The organism is Candidatus Thermoplasmatota archaeon (assembly GCA_018814355.1).
Taxonomy (GTDB): domain Archaea; phylum Thermoplasmatota; class Thermoplasmata; order UBA10834; family UBA10834; genus COMBO-56-21.
This window is the reverse complement of sequence record JAHIZT010000103.1, coordinates 1-19,626: the sequence shown is the minus strand read 5'-3', so window position 1 is coordinate 19,626 and position 19,626 is coordinate 1. Positions and strand designations below refer to the sequence as shown.

General features: G+C 56.3%; 21 protein-coding genes. 9 read left to right on the top strand and 12 right to left on the bottom strand.

Translation table 11 applies throughout. The annotated features are described in order from the left end of the window. Positions 1–369 precede the first annotated feature (369 nt). The 4 genes from gcvH to KJ653_07405 all read left to right on the top strand — a co-directional run bounded on the left by gcvH (position 370) and on the right by KJ653_07405 (position 3,936). The gene (gcvH, locus tag KJ653_07420; protein MBU0685655.1) at positions 370–753 is read left to right on the top strand and encodes a glycine cleavage system protein GcvH; all 384 of its coding nucleotides are present in this window, start codon (positions 370–372) and stop codon (positions 751–753) included. Positions 754–788: 35 nt separating this feature from the next. Beyond that, positions 789–1,301: a flavin reductase family protein gene (locus KJ653_07415; protein ID MBU0685654.1), complete on the top strand. Its 513-nt coding sequence runs from the start codon at positions 789–791 to the stop codon at positions 1,299–1,301. 23 nt (positions 1,302–1,324) lie between these two features. After that, on the top strand, positions 1,325–1,813 hold the full coding sequence (locus KJ653_07410; GenBank protein ID MBU0685653.1) for a nitroreductase family protein: 489 nt from the start codon (positions 1,325–1,327) through the stop codon (positions 1,811–1,813). 227 nt (positions 1,814–2,040) lie between these two features. Continuing rightward, positions 2,041–3,936 (top strand): molybdopterin-dependent oxidoreductase, encoded by a 1,896-nt coding sequence (locus tag KJ653_07405; GenBank protein ID MBU0685652.1) that lies wholly within the window; start codon positions 2,041–2,043, stop codon positions 3,934–3,936. Here the strand turns inward: KJ653_07405 and KJ653_07400 are convergent. The 12 genes from KJ653_07400 to KJ653_07345 form a co-directional block, all read right to left on the bottom strand. Continuing rightward, positions 3,933–5,330: an aspartate kinase gene (locus KJ653_07400; protein MBU0685651.1), complete on the bottom strand. Its 1,398-nt coding sequence runs from the start codon at positions 5,328–5,330 to the stop codon at positions 3,933–3,935. The genes KJ653_07405 and KJ653_07400 overlap by 4 nt on opposite strands. Beyond that, positions 5,327–6,106, bottom strand: coding sequence for a UPF0280 family protein (locus KJ653_07395; protein MBU0685650.1), 780 nt, complete (start codon positions 6,104–6,106; stop codon positions 5,327–5,329). Before KJ653_07395 ends, KJ653_07400 begins: the two co-directional genes overlap by 4 nt. After that, entirely contained in the window at positions 6,103–6,504 is a 402-nt protein-coding gene (locus tag KJ653_07390) for a 4Fe-4S binding protein (protein ID MBU0685649.1), read from the bottom strand. The genes KJ653_07395 and KJ653_07390 overlap by 4 nt, the downstream gene beginning before the upstream one ends. A 1-nt stretch (position 6,505) precedes the next feature. Then, entirely contained in the window at positions 6,506–7,618 is a 1,113-nt protein-coding gene (locus KJ653_07385; GenBank protein ID MBU0685648.1) for a homocysteine biosynthesis protein, read from the bottom strand. An 89-nt stretch (positions 7,619–7,707) separates the two neighbouring features. After that, positions 7,708–8,775: an aspartate-semialdehyde dehydrogenase gene (gene asd / locus KJ653_07380; protein MBU0685647.1), complete on the bottom strand. Its 1,068-nt coding sequence runs from the start codon at positions 8,773–8,775 to the stop codon at positions 7,708–7,710. Position 8,776: 1 nt separating this feature from the next. Continuing rightward, positions 8,777–9,853, bottom strand: a complete 1,077-nt coding sequence (locus tag KJ653_07375) for a chorismate mutase (GenBank protein ID MBU0685646.1) — start codon at positions 9,851–9,853, stop codon at positions 8,777–8,779. Positions 9,854–9,858: 5 nt separating this feature from the next. Then, positions 9,859–10,935, bottom strand: coding sequence for a chorismate synthase (gene aroC, locus KJ653_07370; protein MBU0685645.1), 1,077 nt, complete (start codon positions 10,933–10,935; stop codon positions 9,859–9,861). Continuing rightward, positions 10,932–12,278 (bottom strand): 3-phosphoshikimate 1-carboxyvinyltransferase, encoded by a 1,347-nt coding sequence (gene aroA, locus KJ653_07365; GenBank protein ID MBU0685644.1) that lies wholly within the window; start codon positions 12,276–12,278, stop codon positions 10,932–10,934. Before aroA ends, aroC begins: the two co-directional genes overlap by 4 nt. After that, entirely contained in the window at positions 12,191–13,060 is an 870-nt protein-coding gene (locus KJ653_07360; GenBank protein ID MBU0685643.1) for a shikimate kinase, read from the bottom strand. Before KJ653_07360 ends, aroA begins: the two co-directional genes overlap by 88 nt. Beyond that, positions 13,057–14,535, bottom strand: a complete 1,479-nt coding sequence (gene aroE / locus KJ653_07355; GenBank protein MBU0685642.1) for a shikimate dehydrogenase — start codon at positions 14,533–14,535, stop codon at positions 13,057–13,059. The genes KJ653_07360 and aroE overlap by 4 nt, the downstream gene beginning before the upstream one ends. Continuing rightward, positions 14,536–15,621, bottom strand: a complete 1,086-nt coding sequence (locus KJ653_07350; GenBank protein ID MBU0685641.1) for a 3-dehydroquinate synthase II — start codon at positions 15,619–15,621, stop codon at positions 14,536–14,538. It lies immediately after the preceding gene. Continuing rightward, a complete protein-coding gene (locus KJ653_07345; protein MBU0685640.1) occupies positions 15,572–16,357 on the bottom strand; it encodes a 2-amino-3,7-dideoxy-D-threo-hept-6-ulosonate synthase in 786 nt (261 codons plus the stop codon). The genes KJ653_07350 and KJ653_07345 overlap by 50 nt, the downstream gene beginning before the upstream one ends. Before the next feature lie 150 nt (positions 16,358–16,507). Between KJ653_07345 and KJ653_07340 the strand changes: the two genes are divergently transcribed. From KJ653_07340 to KJ653_07320, 5 genes are all read left to right on the top strand, one after another. Then, complete coding sequence (locus KJ653_07340) at positions 16,508–17,008, top strand: regulator (protein MBU0685639.1); 501 nt, start codon at positions 16,508–16,510, stop codon at positions 17,006–17,008. Between the two features lie 29 nt (positions 17,009–17,037). Further along, positions 17,038–17,943, top strand: a complete 906-nt coding sequence (locus tag KJ653_07335) for a DMT family transporter (protein MBU0685638.1) — start codon at positions 17,038–17,040, stop codon at positions 17,941–17,943. A 157-nt stretch (positions 17,944–18,100) separates the two neighbouring features. After that, positions 18,101–18,919 carry an AAC(3) family N-acetyltransferase gene (locus KJ653_07330; GenBank protein ID MBU0685637.1) on the top strand — a complete coding sequence of 273 codons (819 nt, stop codon included), beginning with the start codon at positions 18,101–18,103 and terminating at the stop codon, positions 18,917–18,919. Between the two features lie 101 nt (positions 18,920–19,020). Beyond that, positions 19,021–19,401, top strand: a complete 381-nt coding sequence (locus tag KJ653_07325; protein MBU0685636.1) for a hypothetical protein — start codon at positions 19,021–19,023, stop codon at positions 19,399–19,401. A gap of 131 nt (positions 19,402–19,532) precedes the next feature. Beyond that, on the top strand, positions 19,533–19,626 hold a 94-nt coding region (locus KJ653_07320), incomplete at its 3' end, for an AsnC family transcriptional regulator (protein MBU0685635.1).

Below are 19,626 nucleotides of genomic sequence, written 5' to 3'. Positions count from 1 at the left end.
GACCCCGGCGCGTTCCAGCATGACGTGATGATGATCCTATACGAGCCAGCGATGGCCGCACGGTCGGAGCCGAATGGAACGAGTTGCATAGGAGAGGTGACCTGAGGGTCATCACCCGATAATGCAACAGAACCCTGTCCCTTGCAAACACTCCTCATGGTTGCTCGGAATTCCCCAGATTGTTGAGCAAGCCCGAGAAGGTCAGGACTGACTTAGCTAACGCGGCCGCGTTGCACATGAGCCCCTCAGAGAGCTAGGTGCAACTACTCAGAACACCACCAATCCACCCAGAGCCGCAACCCGTTCCCAGCCTAGGGAGAAGGTATAAATTCGGATAACGGCATCACGCGTCCAATCAGGAGGCCAGATATGTCAGTCGTTCTGCCGGACCTCAAGTACACCAAGGACCATGAGTGGGTCAAAGTGGAGGGCAAGTTGGCACGTGTAGGCATCACGGATCACGCTCAGACGGAGCTGACGGAGATAGTTTTCGTGGAACTTCCGGCTGCAGACAAGGAAGTGAAGGCGGGAGAGGTCCTGGGCAACGTCGAATCGGTCAAGACCGTCTCAGAAGTGTTCTCCCCGGTGTCTGGTGTCGTGAAGGACTCCAACGGAAAGCTGGTTGATTCTCCTGAACTCCTTAACAAGGATCCGTACGGTCAGGGATGGGTGGCTGTTGTCGAGATGAGCAACCCAGCCGAGCTGTCGGCTCTCATGTCCGCTGACGACTACAAGAGGCTTCTCGGCGAATAGGCATATCAGATTCGTGCGGCTGCTATCGTATGGGGATGCACATGAAACAAAGCATATCAGCTGACGACGCGGAGGACTGCTTCTCAGGATTCCCGGTGATCCTGGGCACCGTGGGAGGGGAGAAGGACAACATCATCACCTTGGCCATGTGCCACGTGTTCTCATTCCGACCGCCGTACATCGGGGTCGGAATCGGGCCCAAGCGTTTCAGCCATCATCTGTTCAAGGAGAGCAAGGATTTCGCCGTCAACGTACCTGACAGGAATCTGCTAAAGGAGACCGAGATCTGTGGCTCCAAATCCGGAAGGCGCGTGGACAAGTTCGAAGCAGCTGGACTGACGAGGGAGAAGGCACAGAAGATATCCGCGCCCCTCATCGCCGAATGCCCGGTCAACATCGAGTGCGTCAAGGTCAAGGAGGTCGACGCTGGGGACCACACATGGTTCATCGGCGAGATAGTAGCGGCGAGGAAGGACGCAGCCTACGACAAGGCGAATATGATGCTCTACTGGGGAGAGTACAGGGTCATCGGGGAACTGGTCAAGTAGGTTGACTCTATGGACGTCAGGGAATCAATCCATGGGCGACGTACATCAGGAAATACGAGAACAGGAAGATCCCGAAGGATGTTCTCGAGGAATTGCTGGATGCCGCGAGGCTCACGCCGTCTTCGATGAACCGACAGAGATGGAACATAATAGTGGTCACCGATCAGGAAACAAAGAGGAAATTGGTGCCCGTCTGCGGAAACCAGAAATTCGTTGGCGGATGTTCAGCCTTTCTAGTCGGGATCGCCGAGCCCGACGCCTATTACTCCACTGTTGACATGACGATTGCCCTCGACCACCTCTCACTACGGGCAGTCGAACTCGATCTCGGTACTTGCTGGATAGGCGACTTCGAACCTGAGAAGGTCAAGAAGATCCTGAGCATCCCGAAGGAGCGCGAGGTTCCGATATGCATGACCGTGGGATACCCAGAGTCCGTTCCCGCGGCCAGGAAGAGGAAGAGACTCCCAGAGATGTTTCGCATGGATTCCTGGGAAGATACTTGGAAATAAGTCCTTTCATCCGCACGATTGCAGTCGATCTGAATCCGGACAGCAGGAAAAGTAGCCTGAGAAATGCAGGATAGCTGCGAATGTCTCTTGAATGCTGGCCGGGGAATTTATAAATCCCTGTAGGCTCTTCCAGTAGCGCAGCCACATATTTGCGGCATCTTGTCCCGGAGGGCCAGCATTTGTACATATTCAACACCTGCCCAAGAGACTGTTATGATACTTGTTCCATGGTCACCAGAGTCAGGAACGGAAAACTTCATTCCATCGAGGCGAACGAGAAACAACCATTCACACAGGGTTTCCTGTGCCCCAAGGGACAGAACCTCATGCAATATGTGTACTCTAAGCAGAGGGTCCTGTACCCCTTGAAGAGGGATGGTAGGAAGGGCGAGGGCAAGTTCCGAAGAATCACTTGGCAGGAAGCTTTGGACGAGATCGCGAATGAGATCAGAACGCGCTCGGCGAAATATGGAACAGATTCGATCCTCCAGTATGACTATGCCGGAACCATGGGCTTCGTCCAGAGGCACTTCCCGACCAGGTTCTTCAACGCCATTGGTGCGTCTAGAATAACCCATACGATATGCTCACGGGCCGGCGACAGAGCGCTTCAGATAGTCTATGGTTCCAACCTGGGGATGCTGCCAGAAGAGATCGAGAAGTGCAGGCTCATTGTGGTCTGGGGAATGAACCCGGCATGGAGCAGCCCGCACGGCTACGAGATCATCAAGAAGGCACAGAAGCACGGCGCAAAGGTCTACGTCATCGATCCGATAAGGACAGCGACTGCCGAGATTGGGATCCATCTCCAGATCAGGCCCACGACCGATGCAGCAATGGCGCTTGGCTGCATCAACCACATAATTGAGAACAGGCTCTACCCCGAGGAATTCGTCAAGAAGAACACAACCGGGTTTGATAGGCTCATAGAGATCTCAAAGAAATGGGACCTCAACGAGATGGCCAAGATCACGGGGCTGTCGAAGCGAGACATGGAGGATTTCATAGCGGACTACGTTTCGCTGCGCCCTAATTGCATAATGATGGGCTACGGCATGCAGAGGAACAAGAACGGCGGGGAGATGATACGGGCCATTAGCGCACTGCCCGCTCTGATAGGCGAGAACAGAGGCTTTTTCTACTCCACTGATCTGGACGACTTCGACAATGATTACCTTGAAGGCTGGAGCTTGACCTCACGGAAGAAGGTCTATCACAACATGGTGGATCTCGGTAGGACGCTCGAGACCGGCAAGATCAAGATGGCGTTCATCTACGATTCGAATCCGCTTGCGACGCTCCCTAATCAGTCGCTTGTTCGCAAGGGGTTTGCCAGCGAGGACGTTTTCACCGTTGTCCATGACATGTTCCAGACCGACACCGCGGACTACGCAGACGTAGTGCTGCCCGCAACGAGCTTCTTCGAGCACTTCGACGTCCATGCATCCTATTTCCACCAGTACCTGTCACTAAACGAGAAGGCAATCGAGCCACTGGGCGAGACCAAGAGCAACAGCGACCTGTTCCGAGCATTGGCCAGTTCCATGAAATTCAGCCAGAAGGAGTTGTTCGAGGACGACGAGACGATCGCAAGAACTCTGATTTCAAAGAGCAGGGGACTTGAGGGGTCGTTCGAAGACCTCAAGAAGAAAGGGTTCTTGAAGTTCAAGGTCCCGAACAGGCTCGTATACACGACCCCCACGAGGAAGATAGAGCTGTACTCAGCGGCCGCCTCTGCCGACGGCTTGGGGGGTCTCCCCTCCCATGTCGAAGTCCAGAAGCGCCTGCCATACCAGCTGCTGACGCCAGTCCACAAGCTCCTGATCAGGTCCCAATACCATCTCCTCAGGCCCGAGGTCAAGCCCGTCGTGTTCGTGAACGGACAGGACGCGAAGGAAGATGAGATCGAGGATGGCGGGATGATAACCCTCGCGAACGAGTTCGGAGAATGGACAGTCAGGGCCGAGATCTCGGATGCCATCCCCAGAGGCGTGATGCTCACATACTCCGCGCTCTGGCCGAAGTTGAGCGATGGCAAGAACGTGAACTTCCTCACAACAGACTATGTGCAGAAGTATGGCGGGAACTCCGCGTTCAACTCCACATTCGTCAGGATCGCCTAGGAGACCGGCCCGTCGGAAGTGTTCTCCTTCAGGGTCTTCGCCCAGAACTCATCGTGGATGGCAACGATCGCGTTCTTGAGGTCCTTTCTGTCGACCGTGAAGTGATATGCCACCATGGAGGCACCCGCGGAGATCAGGTCGACATTCACGTTCTTGGCTGCGACCGCATTGAACACCCTTGCTGCAATGCCCTTTGTCTGCCCGAATCCCTCTCCGACCGTGCAGACCAAAGCCATTCCAGGGGTTACCTCGAAGTTCTCTCCGACCGTGCCTATGATCCCCTTGATGGCCTTCTTCGCGTTCGGGATGTCGGCCTCTTCGATGAGGATAGCAGCGCATGTCTGTGATGTCGTTGCTGAGAATATATTGATATTCGCCCTGTGAAGGCATGCGGTTATGTCTGCCAGAAACCCCGATTTGTACCCAGCACCCGTGTCGTATACCTTGAGCGTGGCGACGTCCGGGAGGTACGAGACGCTCTTGATGATATCCTTCCTGGCATGCTTGCTCTTCCCAATCACGGTCCCAGGCGATTCGGGTTTGAACAGGTTCTTGATGACTATCTCGATCCCCTTCAGCCTAGCTGGCTGGACTGCGCGCGGGTGCAGGACCTGTGCCCCGAAGTAGGCGAGCTCTGCCGCCTCCTCGTACGACAGCTTGTCAAGCAGGAAGGCGTTCTTGACCAGCTTCGGGTCCGCGCTCATGAATCCATCGACCTCCTTCCATATCTCGATCGGTCTTGCTTCGGTCGCGTAGGACACGACAGCTGCGGTGTAGTCCGTACCGCTCCTGCCCACAGTCGTCACGTGACCCGCTCTTGTTATGCCGAAGAATCCCGTCACCACGGGCACTACGTTCTTCTTCACGACATTGGCCAACGCGGGTCCCATGTTCTTCTCGCATTCGTCCAGGATGGCCACGGCGTTTCCGTGCTGATCGTTGGTGATCATCCCTATCGCATCTGCTTCCACAGGGATCGCTTCCACGCCATCATGACTGAGCTTCGCGGCCACGACTATGGAAGACAGCCTCTCCCCGAAACTCAGTATGAGATCGTTCGTCCTCGGAGTGAGTTCCTCGGTGTAGGCGACGCCGTAAAGGAGCCTCTCCAGCTTGGTCATCTTGCCCTCAATCCTGTCCAGTGCTTCCTTGCGTGCCTGACCGTCCTTCTTTGGGAGCATGTCGACATGCCTGAGTTTCAGCTGGAGAATGAAATCGTCGATCTCTTTCTCTTGCCTCTGTTTCGAGATGAAATCTTTCATCGCGTTCGTCACGCCGGCTGATGCAGAGACCACCACGATCTTCTGCTCCTTCTCGTCTTTCACTACCTTCGCTGCTCTCTGGAGCGTGTCCTCTGATCCCAGGCAGGTTCCACCGAACTTGATGACCTTCATGTCCTCACCTCTGAACACTGATCGTAGGGACCTATGAACCGTGGGGATGACATCTTGCTGTGCGAAGTCAGCCGTTCAGCATTGTGCTCTACTTCCACCAGGCTCGGCAGTCTCCCGTGCATCGAAACCGCACCTTCAATCATCGCTAATCCTCCAATGAATCCGTCCAACCCTTTGAACGGGTCGAAGCATGTCTTCAGTGAATCCTGATTCGCGACTCGGTTTCCTATGGCTGTCGCGAGTGCGTCCGCAAGAATCGCGGAGTCCGCGATGGCAAGTGCAACATCGGCGTTCCCGAAACTAATCGAATGCCCTATCCTGCCGCTTGACGAGCATATCCCGGTGATTCCTTCAGTCGGCTCCAGTTCCAAGGCAAACGCCGTCTTGTAGCCCGGATCGCTGAAGACCTCAAGAGTCGCCGGGCTCTCGAGCATCAATGCGACATCTCCGCCATTGTCTACCCAGCCATGCGTTAGGCCCTGAGCCGCCATGGCCTCCACTGCCTCCTGCGCGATCGTCCCTGCGACTGTAGCCATGGGACCTACTCCAGCCAACTTCGCTGCCTCGCACATACGCTTGACAACGGGGCTGCCATCCTTCGGGGTCTCGTATGGTTCTAGAGTGGTGAGGAAGAAATCGTCTCTGCGTATCTGCTTCTCAATCTTCGCGCGTGCGGATTTGATCGCATCGACCGCTGCCTCTAGGTAATCCCTCTCCGCTGCGATCGTTGCGGCCGTTTCCTCTATCTCCACCTTCGCGACTACGAACTCACTCATATCAGGATCTCCATGGCTCTGGGAGGGCACGCATCAATACACACTCCGCACGCCACGCACTTCTCCTCGGTGAATGTGACCTTCCCGGTCTTCGGGTCATATGCGAGCGCCTTGGTGGGACAGATCGAGACGCACATCCCGCAGTGCGTGCACACATCGTCGTCCCGCCTCACGCCCTCCTTGATCGGCCTGACGCCCACGCCGTTCGATTTCAGGTAGTCGATGCCCTTCCTGATGTCATCGGCCTTGCCGGAGAGTTCGAGGACCATCTTGCCGCCGATCTCATCTATCTCAGCGCGCAGGATGTTCACGAGCAGATGGTTCTTCATGATCAGGTTGTGCGTTATCGGAGTGTTGGCTGCTTCCGGACTGAAGTTCAGCACTACCTTGGTCTTCAATTCACATCGCCTCCTTCTCAGTCCTCACGTCTAGAGACCTGAAGACTCTGTCCATCGAGAAATTTTGGACTGGCTTTTCCAAGGAGAACTGCTTCTTCAGTATCTGGTTCTTCAGGATCTCCGCGATCTGCCGCGCCTTGTACAGGCTCGAGAGCGACGAGGTCGGCACATGTTTTCCTTTGATGTCTATCTCTCCCGACCTTAGCTCTGCGTAGCTGACTTCTCGCAGGACGGTCCTGGACCTCGAGGGTTGGCTGTAGTCGAAAACCGCGGTGAATATCTGGTCGTTCGTCACCGCACAGGCCCTCGCCATCTCCTCGTCAAGGATCGGTATCGGCACCCCGATGCCTACCCCGAGCGAGGATCCGTACCTCGTGAAAGTGAGTCCTCTGATGAACTCGGGCGACATCTGTTTCAAGTCCCCAATCACGGCGATGGACCCGGCGGGTCTCTTCGGGACTCCGTCTGGCGTCCGCGGAACGCCCGGGTTGAATTGAGTGCCTTCCCAGATGACGTACCCCTGCGCTCCGCCCAGGAAGATCCTAGTGCCTATGCCTATGCTCCTGTAGTACGGATCGTTGAGCAGTGGCGACATCTCTCCGGCACTGCTGAAGGTGGCATTGCCAAACTCGGGGAGGAGCTTGCCCATGTAGGTGTAGAGCGTCCTCGACGACGAGTTGGTGGCAACCGCGTAGTTCTGGTAGCAGTTCCTGACGTTCAGAAGCACAGCTTGGTTGACGGTCTTTAGGCTGACGTAGGTGTCCATCTCCTTTCTCGGGTAGCAGTCCGTCCCATACGCCGTAGCCTTGAGCCGCACGGCCCTTCCCTTCACAAGGTCTTCGATGACATGCGCTCCACCATGCATCATGTTGTTCGATTCGTCCAGTTCGGTCGCTCCCAGGTAGGCGTCCACGGCCGCGAGACCAGCATACGCCGGGATTCCGTCCAGCCAGACTCTCTGCATCTTGATCGGAGGGTCCGAGTGGCCGAAGTTGAAGTAGGCGCCTGAAGAGCACATCGCACCGAAAGTCCCGGTGGTGACGACGTCCACTTCCTTCGCCGCCTTCTTGATTCCGTTCGACTTCACGTACTGCTTGAACTCCTCGGCGGTCATGACCACGACGTCACCGTCGGCGATCTTCTTCTTGATTTCATCATAGCTCTTCGTCACGGCCTTTTTCTCGGTCTTCTTCGCGGTGGCGCTCAAATCAAACCCTCCTTGCAAGCGAGCTCTGCGTTCAGGACCGAGCCTCCAGCTCCGCCCCTGATCGTGTTATGGGCCAGCAGAAAGAACCTGAGCGTGTCCCTGTCGACTCTGATCCTTCCGACGGTGACTGCCATGCCCTTCGCCCTGTCCGGTGTCCCAGCGTCCGCGTCGAGCAACGGCTGTGGCCTGTTGTCTTCATTACGAACGATGATTGGCCGTTCGGGAGCGCTCGGAAGCTTCAGCTTCTGTGGCTTCGCCCTGAACTCGGATAGCGTCCTCGATATGATCTTCCTATTTGGCATGTCCTTTGCTCTGATGAAGACAGCCTCCAAGTGGCCGTCCCTGACATTGACTCTGGCACAGCTAGCCAGGATGCTTATGTTCGAGTCGATGAACTTGCCGTTCTTGTAGGTTCCAAGGATCTTCTTGCCCTCAGCATTCATCTTCTCTTCCTCGGTCTTGATGTACGGGAGGACATTGCCCAAGATGTCCAACGAGGGGACTCCAGGGTATCCACCTCCGGACAGCGCCTGGTAGGTGGCCACGTTGATGTCGGTGAACCCGAACTCGTCGACGAGGGGCTTTAGGCCAAGCGCAAGCCCGGTGATAGAGCAGTTGGCGTTCGTGACTACGAAGCCTTGGGTCTTCCTCCTCTTCTTCTGGGCCTCTATGGACGCTAGATGGTCCGAGTTGATCTCCGGGATCAGAATAGGGGTATCATGCTCCATCCTGTGTGAAGCTGCGTTGGAGAAGACTGCCATGCCGTGGTCTGCGCATTCGTCCTCGATTGGTCCGGCCACATCAGAAGGGAGGCCACTGAACACGACCTCCACATCAGCCTTCGCGAGCGCGGCAGGGTTCGTTCCCCGGATGCTTTTGGATCCAAGACGAGGGTCAAGGTGGATGTCGCATAGTCTCCAGACATCAGCCAGCTTCTTACCATCTGACCTGTCCGAGGCACAGTAGGCAACGACCTCGAAGTATGGATGCGTGTCAAGCATGTGGGCGAATCTCTGCCCTATCATTCCGCTCGAGCCAAGTATCGCCGCCTTCTTTTTCGCCATCTCAATCTACCTCTAGGTACTTCTTGCCTGAATCCATGATTGCCCTGAACTTCTCCGGATCGCTATCGAGTGATGCCCCCTTGAGGTTCTTCAGAGCTGTCTCCATAGCGGATATGACTTCTCTCGTGTTCGGGTTGAGGGCTTGAATGTCATGATATATCCTTCTGCTTTCATTCGACAGCTCTCGGGCCATATGGACCAGTCTGTCAAATGATGGCCCCTGGGCACGAGAGAAATCTGAGAGACCAATCCCAGATTCGCCAAGTGTCTCGGCGAACAACAGAACGCACAGGTGTGAGAGACCGAGGACATACGCCATGAGCTCATCGTGCCTTTCGAGGCTCAGCATGCTCACGTGAGCGCCAGCACCCGAGAACATCACGTAGGCAAGGTCTACGGCCTGCTCTGACCCGCAGTCGCATATCAACACGTTGCGTCCTTCGGGAGAGGGCGCGCCCGGCCCAAACATAGGATGGACACTGCACACCAACATCCCCTCGTCGGCAGCTCCTCTGAGCTCCGCTGCCAAATGGGATTTCACGCTGCAGAGGTCGAACACCAATCCCCCAGGGGATGCGTCCAGCACCTCACGCAGGTCGCTCGGACAGGCTCCCAACGGACTTGCGACGACGACGATGTCAGCATCGGTCGCAGCAGGTCTCAGGGATTTGATGTTCGAATAACCCTTGAGCTTCCCGCGTGGATCCCAGACCACGACATCTGCCCCTCGGTTCGACAAGAACCTGCAGGTCCACTCTCCCATGCGTCCAGCTCCGCCAACTACGACCGCTTTCTTCGTCGCAAGCTGCTTCGTCTTCTTTGACTTCTGGACTCTTACTGAATCCGAGATGAGCGCTCCTGCGAGATCTTCCGCCATCGTGTTCGGGAGTCCCAGCGCCCTAGCCTTCTTGGAGAGGAGTTCAATGACCTTCTTCTCCCTCGCCTTGTCGCGAACGGGCATTCCATCTCTTTCCTTCACAAGTCCGATCTCGTTGGCGACCTCCGCCCTTCGCGCTACCAGGTCGAGTATCTCTGAATCGATGTTCTGAATCTCAGCTCTCAGGGCTTGGAGTTCCATCTTGGTCAGGTGAACCCCCCCTGCAGCATGAGGTCAAGTATGACCGCTGCGGCCGAATTCTCAACCACTGGAACAGCTCTCGGGACGATGCACGGATCATGTCTTCCCTTGATCTCTAGCTCGACCGGTTTCTTGGACACGACGTCCAGACTCATCTGCGGTCTTGCGATTGAGGAAGTCGGTTTGAAGGCCACCCTGAACTCGATCGGCATCCCATTTGACAGCCCGCCCAGGATGCCCCCCGCGTTGTTCGTCTTTGTAGCGATCTTGCCTCCGCGGATTATGTACGGGTCGTTGTGTTCGCTCCCTTTCATGGAGGCACACCTGAACCCGGAGCCGAACTCGACGCCCTTCACAGCAGGGATGGAGAACATCATCGCTGACATGACGCTCTCGATTGATCCGAAGAATGGCTCACCAACGCCTACTGGCAGGCCGATGACTGAGCACTTCACAACTCCTCCGATGCTGTCCTTCCCCTCGTGGGCGCTGACGATTTCCTCTGTCATCAGCTCTGCGGTTCTTCTGTCTGCGCATCCGACTGCGCTTGCCCTGACGGTCTTCTCCGCTATGCTGAATGGAACATCCTTTCGCAATACGACCTTACCGATCTGAACCGTCTGCGCAAGCAAGGACACGCCTCTCTTGTCTAGAACCTGCCTTGCTATGGCTCCTCCGATAACCAATCCCGCCGTCATCCTCCCAGAGAACTGGCCTCCGCCTCTATGGTCGTGATGACAGGCGTACTTGATCATAGCTGGGTAATCGGCATGGCCTGGTCTTGGGACCCTCAGGAAAGTGTCGTATGCAGACGAGTCGGCGTCGGTGTTGCGGACCGTTCCCACGATGGGGCCGCCTGTAGCCTTACCGTTGCGCAGCCCAGATAGTATCTCGAGTCTGTCGCGTTCCCTGCGCTGTGTCGTGATTGGCCCTTTGCCAGGAGACCTTCGGTCGAGCTCGGCCTGGATGACCGCTTCGGATACTCTCGAGCCGATCGGGCATCCTTCCACCTTGGCTCCAACACAGGGACCGTGGCTGGAGCCGAATATGCCTATCCGGAACTTCATGCCGAACTCGTTCATTTCCTCACTTCCAGGCGACACCCGAGTTGGTGCATGTCTCTCAAGAACCCAGGATACGAAACCTTGTAGGATTCGTTGTCCTCGATCCTCAACTCGGAGGTCGATACCAAAGCTGCAACCGCAGCGGCCATAAGTATCCTGTGGTCCCCCTCGGTCCTTACGTTGGTTCCGTGAAGCCTCTCCACTCCGACTATTTCACACCCATCGTTCCTAGGGACTATACTTGCTCCCATGTTCTGCAGGAACTCAGTGGTAGTGGCGATCCTGTCGCTCTCCTTCTCCTTCAGGTTCTCTCCACCTTTGAGGACGGTCTTGCCCTCCGCGATCGAGCCGATGACTGCGAGTATCGGGAAGAGGTCGGGCGTGTGCCTCACATCTATCTCAGTGCCAGCCAGATGGTTGCCCCTCACTCTGACCGCGTCATCGGTCACTGTGACACGGGCGCCGAACGTCCTCAGATGCTCGATCATGGCCCTGTCGCCCTGCGGCGAACGAACATCCAAGTTCCTAATCGTCACGTCTCCTCCAGTTATGGCCGCGGCTGCGAGTGGGAATGACGCCGATGAGTAATCGCCAGGGACCGTGTAGGAATCGCGTTCGAGCTTCTGGCCTCCTCTGACTTTGAATCCAGAGGGCTCCTCATCTACAGTGCCTCCGAAGTCCCTGAGCATCTGGAGAGTTATGTCGACGTACGGTCTCGATCTGAGAGGGCTCTTGAGATGTATCCGAGTGTCACCCTCCTTCTGCGAGCACGCGATGAGCAGGGAGGATACGAACTGTGAGCTGATGTCTCCTGGGACTTCGGTGGATGATTCCGTTATCGGACCCGTCACCGTCAGCGGAGGCCTGCCAGGCTTGGCCAAATAGGAACACTTCGCTCCCAACTGTACCAGCGCGTCGATCAGCGGAGCGATCGGCCTCCTGATGAGGCTCTCATCTCCGGTCAGAGTCGTCGTCGAAGGCAGCAGAGAGGCGATCCCCGCGATCAAGCGCATTGTCGTGCCCGAGTTCTTGGCATCGAGGATGCCGGGCACGCCTCTCAGATGCTCGCAGTGAATCAATACTCCGTTCGCGTTGCTCCTGAACTCGGTCCCGAAGGCGTAGAGTGCATCCAGAGTTGACTTCGTATCCTCTGACATGAGAGGGTTGATGAGCGAGAATTGCGAGTGCGTGAGCGCTCCCAGGACCATGGCCCTGTGGGTGTAGGATTTAGACGGGGGCGCAGCAATGGTGCCCCTGGCAACCGACGATCTAGCTATAATAGCCGTGGAGCCACCTCCCTTGCAGGGGTCACATTCATCCTCGCTCTGAGCACCGTTCCTTCTTCGCGGGAGAGTGCAGATAGGATGTCAGGTGCATCGGCCCTGGAGCAGACGATCGCGGTCGCCGGTCCGGTGCCGGATATGCCGGCACCGAGCGCCCCCTTCTTGCGGGCCAGCTCCGCGATGTCCTCCGACACGTCGAGCACCTTCGAGTAGGCCCTCGAGTTGAGCTCCATCGCCTTGAGGTACTCTCCGTTCAGCGCGAGTTCGAAGGCCCTGTCGACATCTTTTCTGATCGGTCCGAAGTCGAGCCCCTTGACGCTCGCCTTGGTGATCCGTTTGTCCGGGACGTGGAGGAGCATCTCGAGGTCTGGGTCCATCCTTCCCTTGTGAAGTATCGCGAAGTCCCTGTTGTCTGTGGCCACGACTCCTCCCAGGAAGCATGCAGAAGCGTCGTCGAATGCCCCGGTTATCGTGACACCCGCCTTGATGGATTCTTCTATGCCAGCGAGGATCAGGTCCATGTCAGAAAGCTTCGATCCTATGGCCTTCGCAGTCGCCAGCACAACAGCGTTGGAGACCGCGCTGCTGCTCTTGAGTCCTCTGGAGATCGGTATTTCAGATTTGACAATCGCTTCTCCGTGGACTTTCAGGTTCCGGTCTGTCCTCTCCACGACAGCTCTTACGCAACTAGCCACCAGTCCCTGTCCCTCGGTCGAGCCTCTGAGCACGATGTCTCCGGCGCCCTCCTGGAGATCGACCGAAGCGTTCACTTCGAGCGTGATCCCGAACGCGGCGCCCTTGCCGGTCGCTATGGCGTTGACGATTGTGGCTGCGCCCCTGCAGGCGGCTACCCCTCTCATGCCAACGCCCTCCTGGCTGCCTCTCTCATGACGTCGACGTCGGGCTCGAGTCCGGTCCAGAGTCGGAACGACTCTGCCCCCTGCTGGACCAGCATCTCAAGACCTCCGTACGCTCTCGCACCCGAAGCCTCAGCTGTCTGCATGGCCTCTGTGACCGGCGGGTTGAAAATGATGTCAAAGAAGACAGAACTAGCACTGAACACTACTGCCTTGACAGGGTTCCCAGGGACCCCTTTCATGCCGACGGGCGAGCAGTTGACGATGAGGTCGAAAGGTCCACCGTGATTCAGCGCCCTTTTGAGAGGGGCTGTTCTTGCGCTGAATGTAGTGGCGAGTTTGCGGGCTCGCTTCTCCTCGATGTCGATGATTATTGTCTTGGCACCCCTCTGTGACAGGACATACATGATCGAACGGGCGGCTCCGCCGGCTCCGATTACGAGGGCTCTGGTGTCTCTCGTTATGTATGTTTTTCCATCAATCAATCTAGAGAACCCGTTCACATCTGTGTTTTCTCCGACAAATGACGAGCCTGCGAACCTGATGGTGTTGACTGCCCCTGTCACCTTGGCATATTCTCCCATCCTGTCGCAAAGGTCGAACGCCGTGCCCTTGTGCGGAATCGTGACATTGAGCCCTTTGAATCCAAGGGCTTTGGCAGTATTCAACGACCTCCTGTTGAGAGTGCCCGGCTTGAAGTCCAAAGGAAGGTACGCTCCGAGCATGCCCAGCTCTTTCATCGCCGCCTCCTGCATCGGTCTAGAGACGGAATGTGAGATCGGGTGTCCGATCAGCCCGAAGACCGTGCGCGGCCCATGCAGCAGCTTGCTCTGGAAAGCCACCTCGAGCTGTCCGGGGGCGGCCTCTTGCCCAGGAAGACACGAGTAGACAAGTTCCGAGCCAATGGTATCCGCAAAGACTCTGGTCAGTTGTCCCTGGCTGCCCATGCCGATTATCACATATCTCATTCTTCTCCTCGATAGGCCCAGGCCGATACTGGCCAGCATTAGCGCGTCGGAGGCATGCTCGCAAGGCATTGCCACTTTGGCGATGTCTCCAACGGCGTGCGCCTCCTTCAGGCGCCTCACGATGATCTGTCTGGAGACTGGCTTTGTGAAATGAGTCGAAACGACTGTCTCTGAGTCCCAGCCCTCTTGCCTGATCTCCTTCAGCAGCCTCCTGTCTGAATCGAGTTCAAGGTCAACATATTCGAAATCCGACTCCAGCACGGCCCTAAGCATCTGCTCCCTGCGCGTGCCAGAGAGGCCGGAATTGCCCCCCTCGTCCTTTGACCTTAGGGTTGCGATCGTCGGTCCGAGGATTGCCATCCTGGCCTCGGCGATGGTCTTCCTGCTGAGCCCACCAAGATGGTCCAGCCTGCACTCCACTAGGTCAGCGCCCTCTTTGAATGCCAGCCTTGATGAGTCCGAAACTCCGGCGATGCTTCTCTCAACTAGAGAAGCGACGATCTGCGTCATTCACTTCTCCCGGATCGTCTCCTTGACATACATCCCGAAATGCCTTCCACCGCGCTCCAGCTTGAGCGTTATCGGATCTCCGAGCTTTAGCTTTGACACGGAAACGATCTTCCCCTTCGAGTGCACTCTGATAGTCTCGGCGTTCTGGACTATGGTAGAGAACCTGTCGCCGTTGACATCCGCCTCGATCAACAGCAAAGGCCTCCGCTCCACCTTCGTCCTTCCTACCACGACCTTCCTCGTGTGACCGTCTGCGCCTACTACCAGCGCCTCATCGCCCCCCATCAGCTCCGAGAGGTACCTCGTGCTTCCGTCTGGCATGAGAATGTACGCGTGGACCGGCCCAGCATTGACTCTGAACGGCCTTGAGGCTGCGTACTCTGACTCAATCGTCTCGGAGTGTATGAGGAACAGGCATGAGGACTGGTTGCCTATGAGCATGCCCTCTCCTATCTGCAGCATCGAGCAGGTGTCTATGCAGACCCTGTCCCCGAGCCCCAGCTGTCTCAAGGCGGTGATCTTCCCCTCCCTCATGTCGAGCCGGGGGGAGGTGTCCTCGAGCAACTTCCTGAGCTTAGCCAGCTCTTCGATCTTTTCTGGTACCAAGAGAACACCGTCAGCTCCGCGCTCCATCGTCTCGAAGAAGAGCTTTGCATCCTGAGCCGTCCTTGCGAGCATCAAGAGCTTCGAGCCCGATCCCTGGAAATGGACTATTAGGTTCTCGAGGGGGATGACCTTCCAGTTCTTCGCAGATATCACAACTGTGATGTCCTTATCCGCCAGCCTCTTCGCCTTGTGCTCGTCCTCTTTGCCCTTGAGTTCGATGAGTGTCCCGATGGTCTTCCCGTCTTCGATGAAATCGTTCCCGTTCAGCGTGACCGCTCTGAACCTGCCGAGGGAGGTGAGCTCCAGGTCTCGCTTGTCGAGCACGACGGTGTCGAATCCGTTCTCCAGTGCGGAGAGGACAATCTTCTTCCTGCTATCACTACTGGGCTGGAAAAGGGCGCCAACCCAGATCTGGCGGTCGATCAGGGATTCACCGCCTATACTCTTCCTTGGGCCGCATGCCCTTGAAAACGATGTCACCCAGCGCCTTGGTGATGCCCGTGACGTCCTCGTGCTGGAAGACGTTCCTGCCGATCGAGACGCCCTTGGCGCCTGCCTGCATGGCGTCCCAGACCATGGTGAGGAGGTCGAAATCGGATTTCATCTTGGGTCCGCCCGCAATCACGACGGGTATGGGCGTCCCTTTGACGACCTCCTTGAATGAGTCGACGGAGCCAGTGTAATTGGTCTTGACGACATCAGCTCCAAGCTCGGCTGCCAGCCTAGCACAGTGCGCGACGGCCTCAGGGTCGAACTGGTTCTTGACGTTCGGGCCGCGTGGGTAGCACATGGCCAGAAGGGGCAACCCCAAGGCTCTGCACTCATCGGCCACCATGCCGAAGTCTTCCACCATCTCATCTTCCTTCCCACCGCCGATATTGCAGTGTATCGAGACGGCATCTGCGCCAAGCGCCGCCACATCGGCGACAGAGGCGACGAGCCTCTTGTAGTTCGGGTCAGCGGACATCGACGTGCTGGCCGAGATGTGAACTATCAGACCCAGCTTGTTGCCGACGGCCTCACCAGCATACGGGACCAGGCCTTTGTGGATCACAATCGCGGAGGCGCCGCCTTTCGCTATCTTGTCAATCGTACTCCTGATATCAGCGATCCCCCTGACCGGTCCCATCGAGATGCCGTGGTCCATGGGGACTATGACGGTCTTGCCACTCTCGTGGTCGAAGATCCGCCTCAGCCTGATAGTTTTCCCAACCATGTGTTCACCAGAGATATACCGTGCTATTCTTTGTCAATGTAAACGCCATTGTGCTGGACATATAAGTCCATTGCTGCTGGCAGGCGGTGCGAAGGCGTACAATGGTCGCAATATTAATCTATTACTGTACACATCTAATCATCGATAATTATGTGGGATAGGATCTCCAACTACTTCGAGAAGTACCCATCACAGGCGAAAGTCGCACGGTACCTTCTCAAGTACGGGTTGCGCATCGAGAGGGACCAGGTGCTATGTGGGGATGTCCAGATAGCCGATTCCGCACTTGCACGAGCCGCTGGCGTCGATAGGAGGGTCGTCAAATCGACGATTGAGACGATAAAGAGCGACCCTACCTTGCTGAGGTTCTTCTCCCAGTTGCTGCCGACGAACCATCTCAAGAACGCGGCATCGGCAATGGGATGGAGCGCCATTGAGATTGTTCCTATGAACGCCCACGAACCAGGGATCATCGCCGCGGTGGCGGAGATCCTGTCGAAGGGCAATGTCAGCATAAGGCAGGCCATAGTCGATGATCCGATGACATCGGAGGAGCCGAAACTCTTCATTGTTACCGAGAGCCAGGTCCCAGTCGAATTGATACCGGCCATCCGACAGGCCAAGGGCGTAAAGGGCGTTACGATCTACTGATATCCAGGACCCCGACCATCATGCCCCCGATGAGCGAGACCTCCAGAGCGTACTTCGCCGTCGCGGTCGCCATGGTCTCCGTCTCTTTCGCATCGATATTCATCAAGTGGAGCGAGAGCGATCCCTTCGTAATCGCCGCTTATCGCCTTGCGTTCTCTTGCGCGATGCTCCTGCCGTTCATGTTCTTGACCGGAGGCTTCTCTGGAATCAGATCGTTCAACCGGAGGGAAGTCATGCTCGTGCTGCTCAGCGGTCTGGCCCTCACCTTCCACTTCGGACTCTGGATAGTCTCCCTCACGCTCACCCTCGTGTCGACATCGGTCATCCTCGTGACATCCCACCCGATCTTCGTCGCCGCAGTCTCCCATTTTCTTCTGAAAGAACGGGTCAAGAGGGTCGCGGTGATCGGGATTCTGATCGCTTTCTCCGGCGTCGCGCTGATATCAATAAGTGATTACTCGGAGGGTTCCGTAACCATTCTCGGGGACTTGATGGCCTTCTTGGGTGGCATCTGCGCCGGGATATACTTCCTCTCTGGAAGGGTCGCGAGGCAGTCCGTCGCCGTCGCGCCCTATGCATTCTCGGTGTATGGCATCTCGTCCGTCCTTCTATTCCTCTCTGGCGCCGCGGCAGGGGATCAGCTGTTGGTCATCGACAGCAGAGAGATCATCCTGTTCCTCCTGCTAGCACTCTTGCCGACCATGCTTGGCCACACTATGTTCAACTACGCTCTGAAGAAGGTGCCTGCTCATATCGTATCGACGAGCGTATTGGGAGAACCAGTAGGCGCTTCGATACTGGCCTACTTGTTATTACCTGGCGAAGTACCGAACCTCTGGATCATCGCGGGCGGAGCGCTCGTAGTTGGCGGCTTGTACATCGTTCTCTCCAGGGGCTACGAATCTGGCATCGTCGCTCAGAAGCCCCCTGATTGAACGACTACGAGTCCTTAGATCTGGACGGACTGCAATGCAGGCCTGATTGAATCCAGTCACCAGGAATAGGCTCATCAGGGGTTCAGACTCCCTACGGTTTGAGGAAAAGCCCATAAATAGGGAAAGGTAATCGCTTCGGAGTCCATGGTGCAACAAGATGAACGAAGAAGATGTGGTTAGAGCAACGCAAGGAATGCCAGCGACCGTTCAATCGATTCGAGACGATCTTGCCGCTCTAGGGATTGCTCCTGGGATGGTGCTCCTGGTCCATTCTTCGCTGAGCTCTCTCGGATGGGTATGCGGAGGTCCCGTGGCGGTTGTCATGGCTCTTGAGGCGGCTCTCGGACGTGAAGGAACCTTGGTTATGCCAGCTTATTCTGATGACCTGTCGGAGCCTTCGTACTGGAAGAATCCTCCTGTTCCCGAGACATGGTGGGCGACCATCCGTCAAACCATGCCTCCGTACGATGTCAGCATGACCCCGACGCGAGGAGTCGGCGCCATTCCTGAGTGTTTCAGGAACCAAGTTGGGACACGCCGCAGTCTTCATCCATCCGATTCGTTTGCAGCACGAGGACCACATGCAGAGACTATTGTCGGCGAGCATACCCTCGATTTCCCGATGGGGGATGGTTCTCCTTTGGCCCGTATTTACGATCTGGACGGCTGGATCCTCCTCTTGGGGGCGAACTTCCAGTGCGCCACTTCACTGCATCTGGCGGAGTATCGCGCGAAATATCCTAAGAAGAAACAGGTCAAGCGCGGAGCACCTGCCGTGCTCGAAGGAATGCGAGAGTGGGTAGAATATCAGGACTTCGATTGGGACGATTCGGACTTCACCGCCATAGGAACGAGCTTCGTCGAGAAGACTGGTCTGGTCCGTTCCGGTCGTGTCGCTAACGGGAAGGCACTACTGATACCTCAACGACCGTTCATTGATTATGCGGTGGAATGGATGGAGAAGAATCGTCGTTGAAATCCTCTAACAATCATTCTAGTGCGTACCGTGTGGGTGCCCCGCAATCGTCCGAAGTGTCCGAAAGACCTTAGGTAGGAAAGGCGATTCAGGTAGAGGGAATGGCGATGAAATGCCCCAAATGTGGAAGAGAGGTCCCGAATGTAATTCTCGCCATCGTTGCTTTTGTCATAGTAGCTCTAGTCGTCGGGGTCTATTTTGCCAGCACCAATATCGGACATCCCTCTCGCTTCACGGCAACCATCGAATACGAAGCGGGGTCCGACCGTGTGGATGTCTGGGGCCGCATCTACAATAACAGATCCAGTGACGCTGTCGCGATTGTGCTTTTCAGTATATTTGACGGAGCTAGCTGGCATCAGTATGATTTCAATGCTGGGCTCGTGCACGGAAATAGCTTCACGTACTTCCGGTGGGTAGCCCCGCTCCATGTGGTAGACCCGAATAGTGTCAATGTTCAATTCAGGATAATTGAGGGCTAAGGAAAAAGGAAAGGGGTTTTGCGCCTAGAGCCCAATACCGCCGAATTGACCGTTTTCGACCTCTTTCTGGCTATAACACCCGTACCTTTCAAGTGAAAAGGATATCCCCCTCCCAAGGCTAGTCTCTGTCCATGAGTCTCAATCTTGATGATGTTGACAGAAAGATATTGAGAGAGCTTCAGCAGGATGGCCGAGCCTCCTTCAGGGACATCTCTGCCAGGATTG